Below are 13,825 nucleotides of genomic sequence, written 5' to 3'. Positions count from 1 at the left end.
GCCATGTTGAAAGCCGTTATCCGCTTCTCGCTCCGCTATTCCACGCTCGTGCTCATCGCGGCGGTCATGATCGTCGGCTACGCCGGTTATCGCCTGCCGAGGATGAGCGTCGATGTGTTCCCCGAACTCAACGCCCCGACCGTGACGATCATGGCCGAGGCAGGCGGGCTCGCCGCCGACGAGGTCGAGCAGTATGTCACCTTTCCCATCGAGACCGCCGTCAACGGCATGTCCGGCGTGCGGCGGGTCCGCAGTGCCAGCGCGATCGGCCTCGGCATCGTGTGGGTGGACCTCGAATGGGGCTCGGACCTGTTCGATGCCAGGCAGCTCGTGGCCGAACGGCTCGTGACTGCTCGCGAGAACCTTCCCGATGAGGTCGAACCCTTCATCACCCCGATCACCTCCATCGCGGGCGAGATCATGCTGATCTCCCTGTCGTCACCCGACGGTTCCGTCAGCCCGATGCAGCTCCGCTCGTACGGCGAGTTCGACCTGCGGACCAAGATTCTCGCGGTGCCCGGCGTCGCCCAGGTCGTCGCGATCGGTGGCGAACTGCCCGAGTACCAGGTCAATGTCGATCAGGAGCGGCTGAGGCTCTACGACCTGACCATCACGGATGTGGTCGAAGCCGCGGGCGGCGCGCACAGCACCGCGAGCGGTGGCTATCTGGTGAATGTGGACAACTTCGAGATCCCGATCCGCCAGCAGAGCCGGGTGACGCGCCCGGAGGACATCGCCAACACGGTCATCAAGTACCACGAAGGCGTCCCCGTGACGATCGGCCAGGTCGCCGAGGTCATCCTCGGGCCGGCGATCAAGCGGGGCACCGCTTCTGAGGGGGGCGAGCCCGCCGTCGTGCTGTCCATCCAGAAGTCGCCGGGCACCAACACGCTCGCCCTGACCGACAGTCTTGATGCGCTGTTCGATCAGATCGAGCCGACGCTTCCCGGAGGCGTTGTGCTCAACCGAGATGTTGTCCGCCAGTCGCACTTCATCGACCGAGCGGTCCACAACGTCACCAAGGTGCTTGGCGAGGCGGTCATTATCGTGCTCGTCGTACTCGTCCTGTTCCTGATGAATCTGCGGACGACTCTCATCACGCTCACCGCGATCCCGATCTCACTGGCCGTCGGGCTGCTGATGATGGACGCGATGAACCTCGGGCTCAACGTCATGACGCTCGGCGGTCTCACGGTTGCGATTGGCGTGCTTGTCGATGACGCGATCATCGATGTGGAAAATGTCTTCCGACGCCTGAAACAGAACCGGGCCATGCCCGAGGCCGACAAGCGTCCCTTTACGGAGGTCATTTTCGACGCCAGCAACGAGATCCGACCGGCGATGGTCTTCGCCACGGTCATCATCGTCATGGTGTTCGTGCCGCTTCTCTTCCTGCAAGGGCTCGAAGGCCGCTTCTTCCAGCCCTTGGCACTCACCTACATGATCTCGATCCTCGCTTCACTGGTCGTCGCGCTGACGGTCGTGCCCGCGATGTGCCGGTTCCTGCTCAAGGGCAAACTCGGCGGCAAGCACGAGGACCGGGACGGATTCCTGGTCCGCCTTCTGAAGCGGGCGTACGAGCCGTCACTCCGGGCAGCCATTCGGTACCGGGCGTGGGTGCTCGGCACCGCCGCTGCCGTAACCGCCGCCGCACTCTTGCTGGCGAGCACATTCGGAAGCTCGTTCCTCCCGTCGTTTAACGAGGGCACGTTCACGGTCTTCCTGCTCGCTCCTCCCGGCACTTCGATCGTCGAGAGCGATCGGCTCGCGACGGAGGTCGAGAAGCAACTCGTCCAGATCGAGGGGGTCCGTTCCGTCTCCCGGCGTACCGGCCGGGCCGAACGTGACGAGCATGCCGAGCCGGTCAGCAACTCCGAGATCGAGGTCACCGTCGATGCGGGGAGCGACCGATTCGAGGTGCGTGAGCAGATCGATCGCATCCTCGGGGCGGTCCCAGGCATCACGACGATGGTCGGCCAGCCCATCGAGCACCGCCTCAGCCATGTGCTGTCAGGCACGCCCGCGGCGATTGCCATCAATGTCTTCGGTGAGGACCTCACCGAGCTTCGTGATGTCGCCAAGGCGATCGAGGCCGAACTCCAGGGCCTGCCGGGTGCTCGCGATGTCAACGCGAATCGTGAGGTCCTGATCACATCCCTTCCCATCCGCTACCGGCACGCCGAGCTCGCGGCGGTCGGTCTCAGCCCCGCCGACGCTGCGGAGCAGGTCCGCGAAGCTCTATATGGCGAGGTCGTGGATACGGTGAACCAAGGAGTGCGACAGTACGACCTTGTCGTGCGGCTCGCACCCGAGGAACGCGAGTCCATCCGGCAGGTCCGCGACCTGCTGCTCAGGGGCCGGGGTGGGGCCACCGTTCGTTTGAGCGATGTCGCTGATATCGGCCCCGAGCGATCGAGCAACCTCATCACCCGCGAGAACGCACAGCGCAAGGCGGTGGTGTCCCTCAACGTCGCCGAAGGGTCCAACCTCGGCGACCTCGTGGCCCAGGTGCAGGAGCGTGTCGATCCCATTGTCCAACGGGCCGGCATGACCGTGTCCTACGGCGGTCAGTTCGAGGCGCAGCAGTCGGCCTCCCGGACCATTCTCGTGGCGGGTGTTGCGGTCGTGCTCATCATGCTCATGCTGCTCCAGATCTCGACAGGATCAATGCGGGCCGCTGTGCTTGTGATGCTCAACATGCCCCTCGCGCTCATCGGCGGCATTGCGGCGATCTATATCACCGAGGGGGGTGGGCTGGTCCACAACACCTTGGCGTTGATCGGCATCGGTGGCCCGTACATCCCGCCCGTGGTGTCCATCGCCAGCCTCGTCGGCTTCATCACCCTCTTCGGGATCGCCGTTCGTAACGGCATCCTGCTCATCAATCATTACAATCACCTCATGGAAGCTGAGGGCGTCCCCCTCGGCGAGGCCATCGTCCAAGGGTCCATGGAGCGGCTCGTGCCGATCCTGATGACCGCGATCTCGGCGGTGCTCGGGCTCGTCCCGCTGGCGTTGGCCGCGGGTGAACCGGGCAGCGAACTGCTCGCGCCCCTCGCCATCGTCACCCTCGGAGGACTGCTGACCTCCACGTTCCTGAATCTCATTGTTGTCCCGGCGGGATACTCGCTCGTTTTCGGCCACAAGCCCGAGCGTCGTCCCGCTGAACACCCATCCGTGCTCACCCGGCTCGTCGGTGTGTTCCGCCGACCCAAGGCCATTACCTCAAAGGAGTCCTGAACATGAACGATCTCATCAAGGTTCTCGCCGTTGCCGGTGCGGCCATCGCACTGTCGGTCTCGCTGCCCGGCTGCGGGGAGTCCTCAGAATCAAAGTCCGCCGAAACACACTCCGCGGACGACGGTCATGATCACGCTGGTGACGGCGACGACCATGAGGGGCACGACCATGCCGAGGGTGAACACGGCGAGCACGACGATCATGAGCACGGCGAGATGCGGTCGCTTGGCAGCGTGACGATCGCCGGGACGAAGCTGGCGGTCTCGGTATCCAGCGACATCAAGCCTTCTTCCGAAGTGCATCTCGATCTCGAAGTCGAGTCCGGGCCGATCCCCGCCGCCGTGCGTTTCTGGATCGGCGATGAGGCCGGGACGGGCGCGCTAAAATCGAAGGCAGACGCTCACGACGATCACTTTCACGGCCAGACCGAAGCGCCCGCTACCATGGCCGGTGCGAGCCTGTGGATCGAGATCGAGACCGCCAGCGGCGAACGTCAGACCGCGGCCGTATCCCTCGAATAGGCATCCTCTATGAGCGGCCATGACCATCATCACGGATCCGATCTCGGAACCCGCCGGCTCGCCTGGGCCGTCGCCATCAACCTCCTGTTGACGGCGGCCCAGGTGATCGGTGGCGTGCTGTCTGGCAGCCTATCTCTGGTCGCCGATGCGCTGCACAACTTCAGTGATGCCGCCGGATTGTTGCTCGCGTTGGTCGCCCGGCGGATCTCCAAGCGGCCCGCGGACGAGCAGCGTACCTTCGGCTACGGGCGAGCCGAAGTGGTCGGCGGACTGATCAACCTCACATCCATCATGGTCATCGCGGGTTATTTGCTCATCGAGGCCGTCACCCGCACATTCGACCGGCCAGAAGTCGATGGATGGATGGTGGTGATCGTGGCCGGTTTCGCCTTGGTCATTGATGCGGCGACCGCGTTGCTCACATACTCGATGTCCAAGGGCAGTGTGAACATCAAGGCCGCGTTCCTGCACAACATCGCCGACGCGCTGGCCTCGGTGGCGGTCATCATCACCGGCACCTTGATCATCCTGTTCGACTGGTACTGGACCGACATCGTCGCGACCATCGGAATCTCGGTCTACATCGTGTGGATGTCGTGGTCACCGATGAAGCGTTGTATCCGGATTCTGATGCAGAGCACCCCCGAGCATCTGTCGATCGATTCAATCGCGGAGTCGCTCCGCTCAATCGGCGGGATAGAAGAGGTTGCCCATTTGCATGTTTGGCCGATCGACGAGCGGACCACTTCTTTGGAGGTTTCTGTTGGTATCGCAGAGAATGCGACCATTCAGGATGTCGAACAGATTCGCGGAGATGCCATCGATCTGTTGACCAAGCGTTACGGCATCCACCACGTCACGTTCGAAACTAGGCTGCTCGTAGAGGTGGCCGATCGTGGGCTCATACAGGACCACATGCCCTAATGCAGAGATCAATCACGTAAGTTGTAGACAGGATCACGAAGGATTTACGAATCTTGCACGACCAGAAACTCCAGTCATGTAGTCTGTGTCGTGATCTACTGCATGTTTGGCGTCCGATTGGTTTGCGTTCGCATCCTGTACTCTCGGCGACTTCGCCGGTAGGATTGATCGCCGACGAAATACTTGAGCCCGCGTCAGCGTTCACTTGCGACCTATCCGAAGTAGACTTCAATCGTGACACGTTTTCTTGCCATCCTGTTGCTCGCCACGGCCGGCCTTCTGCGGCTTCCAGGTCCAACTTGGGGATCGCATGGCGGTTGTGGCCATGCAGAGTGCGTGGCGGAAGTCGTTTCGCCTCCTGAAACCGGTTGCTGCGATTCGAAGCCTTCGGCTGCCGACTTCTGCCCGATGAGCAACGGGCCATGCGAGTGCGGGGTATCCCCTCTCCCTGATCGTCAGCCGGCACCGGATACTCCGTTGCCGAGGACAGATCGTGATTCGGTGACGATAGTTCCGGCTCCGCCCATCCGGGTGGAGGTCGAGGCTGTTGTACAGCGACGATCATTTGTTTGGTCTTCAAACCCGCTGAGCCTGCTCGCGGGGCTGACCCACAACGAGATCCAGGCGCTCCTCGGTATCTGGCGAACGTAGAGCCCAAGCTCGGTAGGGGCAGTGCGCGCTCACATAGGCCGTGCTGACCTCGCTTGTCGCGCTCTCCGATCACCAGAAACTCAGGAGCCATCCATGGCATCGCGAATTGCCGCGAGCGCGATCTGCGCCGCAGCGGCTGGTCTGCTCGCGGGGTGTTCGTCCCCGTTCGATCGGCCCCATGACATCACGCAGTCACACGACCGAACTCTGCCGCGGGGGATCGAGCAGATGCCTCCGTCTGCCTTCCGGGAATCCTCGGCATCAACCGAGATGCTCGGGCCATCAATCGCGCCAGACGCCTCGCCCGATGCGTTTGTCCGCTACGCCCTGTACCACAGCCCCGAGGTTGAGGCGGCGTACCAGCGCTGGCGTGCTTCCGCCGAGCGGCTACCCCAGGTCGGCGCGTTACCCGATCCTCGATTGAGTGTCGGATTCTTTCTCGAAGAGGTGCAGACGCGCACTGGCCCGCAGGAGGCGAGAGTCGGCGTCAGTCAGGCTTTCCCGTGGCCGGGTCAGCTCCAGAACCGAGAGGACGCAGCGTCGAAGGCGGCGGCTGCGGCATGGAGGCGATTCGAGGCCGTCCGGCTTTCTGTCACGGAGCGTGTCGTATCGACCCTGCACGATCTGGCGTACCTCGACGCGACGATCTCGATCACCGAGGAGAACCTTGACCTACTGCGGTCCTTCGAAGAAGTGCTGCGGGCTCGCTACCGCGTGGGATCGGGGTCGCACCCGGAGTTGATCCGTGTACAGGTAGAACTCGGGCAACTCGAAGACCGGCTCACGCAGCTCCGGTCGATGCGCCCGGCCTATATCGCCGAGTTGAACGCCGCTCTCAATCGCCCGTCCGGCGAAGAGGTCGCGAGGATGACCGGCTTGCCTGGACGGATCGCGTCAGTTGACGCCGACGGTCTGGCCGAGATCGCCCGGCGCTCAAATCCGATGCTGCTGGCTATGGATGAGCAGATCGAAGAGCAGCGGCTCCTGTCCGAGGTTGCAAGGCGGGACGGGTTGCCGGAGTTCATGGTGGGCCTGGATTACATCGTCACAGGCGAGGCGATGAACAGCTCGACGCCGGGAAGCGGCAATGATCCGATTCTTCTGAACTTCGGCATCAGCCTTCCCATTTGGCGTGACAAGTACGACGCGGGCGTCCGTGAGGCGCTTGCGCGGCGGCTGGCGGTCGCCGGCGAGCGCGCAGACCAGGCCAACCGCATCGCCGCGGGCATCCACCGAGCGTGGTTCGAGCATACGGACGCTGACCGTCGGGTCCGGCTGTACGAGAATACCCTCATCCCTAAGGCCGAGGAATCGCTTCGCGCTTCCCTCGCCGGCTTTCGTGCGGGCGAGACGAGTTTCCTGGACCTGCTCGACACGGAGAGGACGCTCCTGGAGTTCGCCATCGCGGCCGAACGAGCACGGGCGGACCGAGGCAAAGCACTCGCGCGGCTCAATACGCTCGTTGGTGAACCCGTTCCCACAGACGCTGCGGATCCTTCCGCACGAACTGATGCTTCTGACGAGGTGCAGCCATGAACACCGTCCTCGCACGCCTCCGGGTCACAATCGGTTGGGTATGGAAGCACACCGCGGCGGGAATCGCAGTCATGCTCATTATCGCGGCGCTGGTCATCGGCTATCGGATTGGTCGTCCCGCCCCAGAGCCCGCAACTGAACTGGCGGCGGAGGCCCACGAGCACGGCGAAGACACGAGCCAACCGCAGATGTACACATGCTCGATGCATCCGTCTGTGCGCCTGCCTGACCCAAATGCTAAGTGCCCAATCTGCTTCATGGACCTCATCCCGGTGACCGCGGATGAGGGCGAGGGGAATGAACTGCGTGTCACGATGAGCGAGGCGGCCGCCGCGCTCAGCCGCATCGAGACAGCCCCGGTCGGTCGGTTCTTCCCGACGGCCGAGGTGCGGATGTATGGCAAGGTCACCTATGACGAAACCTCGGTGGCGCGACTGACGGCGTACTTCCCGGGGCGGATCGAGCGGTTGTTTGTCAACTATGTCGGTGTTCCGGTGTCGGCCGGAGACCACATGGCCGAGGTGTACAGCCCGGAGTTGCTCGCGGCCTTCGAGGAACTCCGACAAGTTGCCTCTGCGGCCCGGGACTCACGATCCGCCAGCGAACTGCTGCGATCCGCCACGCGGGACACATTGACGGCGGCACGGGAGAAGTTGCGGTTATTTGGCCTGACATCCGAGCAGATTGCCGCCGTCGAGGAAGGCCGCTTCGAATCGGATCGCCTGCCCATCTATGCCCCGATTGGAGGCGTTGTCACGCATCTGGCCGTGCGCGAGGGGGACTATGTGCAGACGGGCGCTGCCATCGCCACGGTCGCCGACCTGTCACAACTGTGGGTTGATATGCAGGCGTACGAGTCTCAGCTCCCGCTCTTGCGTTGGGGGCAGTCGGTGAGCTTCACGGTCGAGGCGCATCCCGGCGAAGTGTTTGAGGGTCGCATCGCATTCATCGAACCGATGATCGATCAACAAACGCGGACAGCAGCAGTGCGCGTTGCCGTGGACAACACCGATCGAGGTCTCAAGCCGGGTATGTTCGCATCGGCCGTCGTTCGCACGCGGGTTTCGGAAGACGGAGCCGTCGTCAACGATGAGTTGGCCGGTCGCTGGGTCAGCCCGATGCACCCGACGATCGTCAAAGACGGTCCCGGGCAATGCGACATCTGCGGGATGGACCTCGTGCCGGCCGAGTCGCTGGGTGTGGTTGGCGACCCGAGCTCAGCGACCGAGCCTCTGGTCATCCCTCGCTCGGCGGTCCTCTACACAGGAACGCGCTCGGTCGTGTATGTCGAGGTGTCCGATACAGAGCGGCCAACCTACGAAGGCCGGGCGGTCGTGCTCGGGCCGCGAGCCGGCGACTTCTATATCGTCCGAGAAGGGCTCAGTCGGGGCGAGCGCGTGGTCGTCAACGGTGCGTTCCGGATCGACAGCGCGATGCAGATCGCCGCGAAGCCCAGCATGATGACGCCCGCCGGTGGCGGCGGGGGCGACCCGCACGCGGGGCACGGCGACACTTCCGGCGGCGCGATGCCGACCATGCCCGAGCGCGTCAGCGTGCCCGACAGCTTCATGTTCGCGCTCAAGCCGATCTACGCTGCGTACCTCGACGCCCAGGAGGCGCTCGCGGCGGACGACCTCGGCGGGTTCTCGCAGGCGGCCACGGACCTCCGAACCGCGATCGGCTTCGTCGAAGAGGCCGGACTGGTCGGCGAACCGCTCGGCGAGTGGCGGCGGGCCGCGGCCCGGCTGCGTGTCGAGCCGGGTATCACAGATATTGAGATCGCTCGGACTAAGTTCGAGGGCATGAGCAAGGCGGTCATCGCGCTCCAACGTCGTTTCGGGCACCGGGGGAGCGAAGAATGGCAACTCGCGCACTGCCCGATGGCTTTCGATAACCAGGGAGCAGACTGGCTCCAGCGCGGCGAGCAGATCAACAACCCGTACTTCGGCGCGAGCATGCTCCGGTGCGGGGAGATCCGCGAGTCCTTTGAGCCGCTCAACGGTGACGCTATGAATAGCGCGACCGAGGGAAGCAGCGAGGGTCACGATCATGAGTGACCACGCCCCGACCACTCCTCCAACTCCCCGCGGACCGCTCAACACGGTGATCCGGTTCTGTCTGGAGCAGAAACTGGTGGTGGCGATCCTCTTGGTCGGTACGCTTTTCTGGGGCGTGCTCGTCGCACCCTTCGACTGGGACTTGGGGGGCCTGCCCCGCGATCCGGTCCCCGTCGATGCGATCCCCGACATCGGCGAGAACCAGCAGATCGTGTTCACCGAGTGGCCCGGTCGGAGCCCGCAGGACATCGACGACCAGATCAGCTACCCCATGACCGTGGCGATGCTCGGAGTCCCCGGTGTGAAGGATATCCGCAGTTATTCGGTCTTCGGGTTCTCTTCGATCTACATCGTGTTCGAGGACGGGATCGACTTCTACTGGTCGCGTTCGCGAGTGCTTGAGAAGCTCAACTCGCTGCCGGCGGGCACGCTGCCGCAGGGCGTGACGCCGGCGCTGGGGCCCGACGCGACGGCGCTCGGGCAGGTGTTCTGGTACACGCTCGAAGGACGCGATCCCGATGGGAATCCGACCGGCGGCTGGGACCCGCACGAGCTGCGCTCTATCCAGGACTTCATCGTCAAGTACAAGCTCGCGGGAGTGGAGGGCGTCTCCGAGGTTGCCTCCATCGGCGGGTTCGTGCAGGAGTATCAGGTCGATGTGAACCCCGACGCGATGCGGGCCGCCGGCGTCTCGCTCGGCCAGGTCATCGGCGCGGTCCGGCAGAGCAATATCGATGTCGGCGCGCGGACCATCGAGGTGAACCGGGCCGAGTACATCGTGCGCGGGCTCGGGTTCATCGAATCGGTTGAAGACCTGGAGCAGGCGGCTATCACCGCGCGGGATGGGCAGCCGATCCTGATCAGAGACATCGCGAAGGTCTCGCTGGGTCCCGCCCTGCGTCGCGGCGTGCTCACCAAGGCCGGCGAGGAGACGGTGGGCGGCGTCGTGGTCGTACGCTACGGCGAGAACCCGATGGCGACCATCCAGCGCGTCAAGGACACGATCGCCGACACCGCCTCTGGTTTGCCGTCGAAGGTTCTCGCCGACGGCACCGAAAGCCGCGTGACGATCGTTCCCTTCTATGACCGCTCGGGCCTGATCCGGGAAACGCTCCAGACACTCAATTCCGCGATCTCTCAGCAGGTGCTGGTGACGATCATCGTCGTGGTGCTCATGGTGATGCACCTGCGCAGCAGCCTGCTCATCGGCGCCATGCTCCCGATCACGGTCCTGATGACCTTCATCGGGATGAAGCTGTTCCGCGTCGACGCGAACATCGTCGCGCTCTCGGGCATCGCGATCGCGATCGGGACGATCGTGGACATGGGCATCGTGCTCAGCGAGAACATCCTCAGGCGGCTCGACGAGGCCCAGGCCGACGGGGCGAACCGAGAGCCGACCATCGAGACGATCTACCGCGCTACGACCGAGGTCGGCAGCGCCGTGCTGACCGCGGTGGCCACCACCATCGTCAGCTTTCTGCCGGTCTTCACGATGGAGGCCGCCGAGGGCAAGCTGTTCAAGCCGCTGGCATACACCAAGACCTTTGCGCTCATCGCCTCGATCATCATCGCATTGACCATCCTGCCCGCGGCGGCGCATGTCCTGATGGGGTTCCGGCTCCGGGCCGGGGCGGTCCGCACGGCGGCAGCCGCGGCGCTTACCGTGGCGGGGCTTGCGCTCGCGATCTTTGTTCAGCCGCTCGGCGGGCTGATCCTCGCGGCGTTCGGCGCGTTCTATCTCGCCCGGCCGTGGCTCCCCAAGATTGTCGCGCGGGGCCTCCAATGGTCTGCGAATCTCGTGGCGGTCATCGTCGTGCTCGTCGTCCTGGCTGGCGCGTGGGAGCCGCTCGGCCCCGAACCGGGAGTGGTAGGCAATGCGGTATTCATCGGAGTGATCGTGGGCGGTATTTTGCTCGCATTCTGGGCCGTGCGTCTGGCATTCCCGCATGTGCTCGCGTGGACACTTCGCCACAAACTCATCGGACTCTCACCAGCTCTCCTCGTAGTTCTGCTGGGCGCGACGACATGGCTTGGCTTTGATCGAGTTTTCGGATGGCTGCCGGACTCGATCCGCAGTAACGAAACAATGGTCGAGATCGCGCACGCTTTCCCCGGACTGGGAAGCGAGTTCATGCCCTCGCTGGATGAGGGCGCGTTCCTCTACATGCCGACCACGATGACGCACGCTTCGATCGGCGAGGCGACGGACATCCTCAAGGAACTCGACCGCCGCATCATGAGCGTGCCCGAGGTCGAGATGGCCGTGGGCAAGATCGGTCGTGTCGAGAGCCCACTCGACCCCGCGCCGATCTCGATGGTCGAGACGGTCATCCAGTACCAGAGCGAGTACCGCACCGATGATCAGGGCCGGCGCATCAACTTCCGCTACGACGACGCGGCGGACGAGTTCGTCCGCGACGAGCGAGGCGACCTAATCCCCGACGAGGACGGCCGCCCATACCGGCAGTGGCGGGACGAGATCGAATCCCAACAGGACATCTGGGACGCGATCGTGGCGGCGGCCGAGATGCCCGGCGTAACCAGTGCGCCCAAGCTCCAGCCGATCGAGACGCGGATAGTCATGCTCCAATCGGGCTTCCGTGCCCCGATGGGAATCAAGGTTTACGGACCAGATCTCGAAACGATAGAGTCATTCGGGCTGGAGCTGGAGCGCCTGCTCAAGCGGGTGCCGAGCGTCCAGCCCGCGGCCGTCTTCGCCGACCGCGTCGTCGGCAAGCCCTACCTTGAGATCGACATCGACCGCGAGCGGATCGCCCGCTACGGGCTGCGCATCGCCGATGTGCAGGAGGTCATCGAGGTCGCCATCGGCGGCAAGCCGCTGACCATGACCGTCGAGGGGCGGGAGCGCTATCCCGTCCGGGTGCGCTACCTCCGGGAGCTGCGCGACCAGCCCGAGACGCTGGGCGACATCCTCGTGCCCACACCGATGGGCGCGCAGGTTCCTCTGCGAGAACTCGCCACGCTGGAGTATCGGCGCGGCCCGCAGATGATCAAAAGCGAGGACACCTTCCTCGTCGCCTATGTGCTCTTCGACAAGATGCCCGGCGAAGCGGAAGTGTCCGTCGTCCGGGACGCTCAGGCGTTCATCCAGGAAGCGATCCACTCGGGCGATCTCGTCGTGCCTGCGGGCGTCAGCTATGAGTTTTCCGGTTCGTACAAGAATCAGGTCCGGGCCGCCAAGCGGATGAGCATCGTCCTGCCGCTCTCACTGGCGGTGATCTTCCTCCTGCTTTACTTCCAGTTCCGCAAGGTGGGCGTCACCCTGATGGTCTTCAGCGGGGTGTTCGTCGCGTGGGGCGGCGGGTTCCTGATGCTGTGGCTCTACGCCCAGCCGTGGTTCCTCGACATCTCGCTGCTTGGCACGAATCTCCGCGAACTCTTCCAGATCCGGGAGTTCAATCTGAGCATCGCGGTCTGGGTGGGGTTCCTCGCGCTCTTCGGCATCGCCACCGACGACGGCGTCATCATGGCCACCCGCATCGAGCAGTCGATGTCGGAGAGCAAACCCGATTCGATCGAAGCGATCCGCAAAGCCGTGGTCGATGGCGGGCAGCTCCGAATCCGCGCCGCCGTCATGACCAGCGCAACCACGATCCTTGCGCTTCTCCCGGTGCTTACAAGCACGGGTCGCGGCTCGGACATCATGGTTCCTATGGCCATCCCTTCGTTCGGGGGCATGGCCGTCGCATCCATCACATGGTTCGTCGTCCCTATTCTTTACTGCTGGGCGCAGGAGTGGAAGTTCCGTCTTTCACGCGCACGCCCCGCATCCAACACCAATGTGCCTCCGGCACAAGGAGATTCTGAATGAAACCCGCAACATTGATCGCGTGCCTCTGCCTCACCGCACCGGCTGCTCTGGCGACGGCTCAGCACCACGACTCCGGCTCGCTCGCTCAGCAGGCCGCCGAGCCCGTCAACGCCATGTGCCCGATCGGCAAGGAGCCGATCGTCCCCTCCGCCGGGACCGTCGAGTACAAGGGCAAGACCATCGGCCTCTGCTGCCCCGGCTGCGGTGAGGCATTCCTCGCCTGGGATGAAGCCCGCAAGGACCAGTTCGTAGTGCTGGCCGCGGCGGGCCGCGAGCCCGGTTCGGAGCGAAACGGCCAGCCCGCCGACGAATCCGCGACGGGCGCGGCCTCGCCGGGTCCTTCCTACCCCTACACGCTGCCCAACTGCCCGGTCGGCGGCCCCCTCGGCTCGATGGGAGATCCCATCATCAAGGTCTACGACAACCGGGAGGTGCGCTTCTGCTGCGCCGGCTGCATCGAAGAGTTCGAGGGCAACAAGGCCAAGTACTGGGGCGAGATCGACCAGAAGATCGTCGAGCAGCAGCTCATGCACTACCCCATCGACACATGCATCGTCACCGGAGAGGAGCTTGGCGCAGATGCCGTGAACCATGTGCACAACAATCGTTTGGTCCGACTCGCGAGCGCCGACGCGGCCGCCGCGTTCAAGACCGATCCGAAGAAGCACCTGGACGCTCTCAACAAGCGAATCATCGACTCACAGCTCCCCGCCTACCCGATGGACAACTGCCCCGTGGGTGGGCCTCTCGGTTCGATGGGCGATCCGGTTAACTTCGTCTACATGAACCGCCTCGTCCGCTTGTGCTGCGCGGGATGCGAACAGTCCATCGCCAAGGAACCCGCCAAGTACATGGCCAAGCTCGATGCCGCGTACGCGGAAGAACAGCGCCAGGACTACCCCTTGGACACGTGCGTCGTGACCGGGGCGAAGCTCGGCTCGATGGGTGATCCGGTCGAGCTGGTCGCTGGGACGACGCTCGTTCGCTTCTGCTGCGCCGGCTGCCTGCCGAAGTTCAACGCGAACCCTGCCGAGTTTTTGGCCAAGCTGCCACGGGAGTAA

At 64.1% G+C, this 13,825-nt stretch carries 7 protein-coding genes; all 7 read left to right on the top strand.

The window, feature by feature from the left end; all coding sequences use genetic code 11:
* Positions 1-3 precede the first annotated feature (3 nt).
* The 7 genes from RIA68_01920 to RIA68_01890 all read left to right on the top strand — a co-directional run bounded on the left by RIA68_01920 (position 4) and on the right by RIA68_01890 (position 13,825).
* On the top strand, positions 4-3,240 hold the full coding sequence (locus RIA68_01920; GenBank protein MEQ8316189.1) for an efflux RND transporter permease subunit: 3,237 nt from the start codon (positions 4-6) through the stop codon (positions 3,238-3,240).
* A 2-nt stretch (positions 3,241-3,242) separates the two neighbouring features.
* Positions 3,243-3,761, top strand: a complete 519-nt coding sequence (locus tag RIA68_01915) for a hypothetical protein (GenBank protein ID MEQ8316188.1) — start codon at positions 3,243-3,245, stop codon at positions 3,759-3,761.
* Between the two features lie 9 nt (positions 3,762-3,770).
* Positions 3,771-4,685: a cation diffusion facilitator family transporter gene (locus RIA68_01910; GenBank protein ID MEQ8316187.1), complete on the top strand. Its 915-nt coding sequence runs from the start codon at positions 3,771-3,773 to the stop codon at positions 4,683-4,685.
* Between the two features lie 744 nt (positions 4,686-5,429).
* Positions 5,430-6,872, top strand: coding sequence for a TolC family protein (locus RIA68_01905; GenBank protein MEQ8316186.1), 1,443 nt, complete (start codon positions 5,430-5,432; stop codon positions 6,870-6,872).
* Positions 6,869-8,929, top strand: coding sequence for an efflux RND transporter periplasmic adaptor subunit (locus RIA68_01900; protein ID MEQ8316185.1), 2,061 nt, complete (start codon positions 6,869-6,871; stop codon positions 8,927-8,929). Before RIA68_01905 ends, RIA68_01900 begins: the two co-directional genes overlap by 4 nt.
* Positions 8,922-12,764, top strand: a complete 3,843-nt coding sequence (locus RIA68_01895) for an efflux RND transporter permease subunit (GenBank protein ID MEQ8316184.1) — start codon at positions 8,922-8,924, stop codon at positions 12,762-12,764. The genes RIA68_01900 and RIA68_01895 overlap by 8 nt, the downstream gene beginning before the upstream one ends.
* Complete coding sequence (locus RIA68_01890; protein MEQ8316183.1) at positions 12,761-13,825, top strand: hypothetical protein; 1,065 nt, start codon at positions 12,761-12,763, stop codon at positions 13,823-13,825. The genes RIA68_01895 and RIA68_01890 overlap by 4 nt, the downstream gene beginning before the upstream one ends.

The sequence above is a fragment of the Phycisphaerales bacterium genome, assembly GCA_040217175.1.
Lineage (GTDB): Bacteria > Planctomycetota > Phycisphaerae > Phycisphaerales > UBA1924 > JAHCJI01.
This window is presented reverse-complemented; position numbering and strand designations above follow the sequence as displayed.

Coding starts and splice junctions, on each gene's coding strand:
- RIA68_01895 (MEQ8316184.1), top strand. CDS start 8,922: ATGAGTGACCACGCCCCGACCACTCCTCCAACTCCCCGCGGACCGCTC.
- RIA68_01900 (MEQ8316185.1), top strand. CDS start 6,869: ATGAACACCGTCCTCGCACGCCTCCGGGTCACAATCGGTTGGGTATGG.
- RIA68_01890 (MEQ8316183.1), top strand. CDS start 12,761: ATGAAACCCGCAACATTGATCGCGTGCCTCTGCCTCACCGCACCGGCT.
- RIA68_01905 (MEQ8316186.1), top strand. CDS start 5,430: ATGGCATCGCGAATTGCCGCGAGCGCGATCTGCGCCGCAGCGGCTGGT.
- RIA68_01920 (MEQ8316189.1), top strand. CDS start 4: ATGTTGAAAGCCGTTATCCGCTTCTCGCTCCGCTATTCCACGCTCGTG.
- RIA68_01910 (MEQ8316187.1), top strand. CDS start 3,771: ATGAGCGGCCATGACCATCATCACGGATCCGATCTCGGAACCCGCCGG.
- RIA68_01915 (MEQ8316188.1), top strand. CDS start 3,243: ATGAACGATCTCATCAAGGTTCTCGCCGTTGCCGGTGCGGCCATCGCA.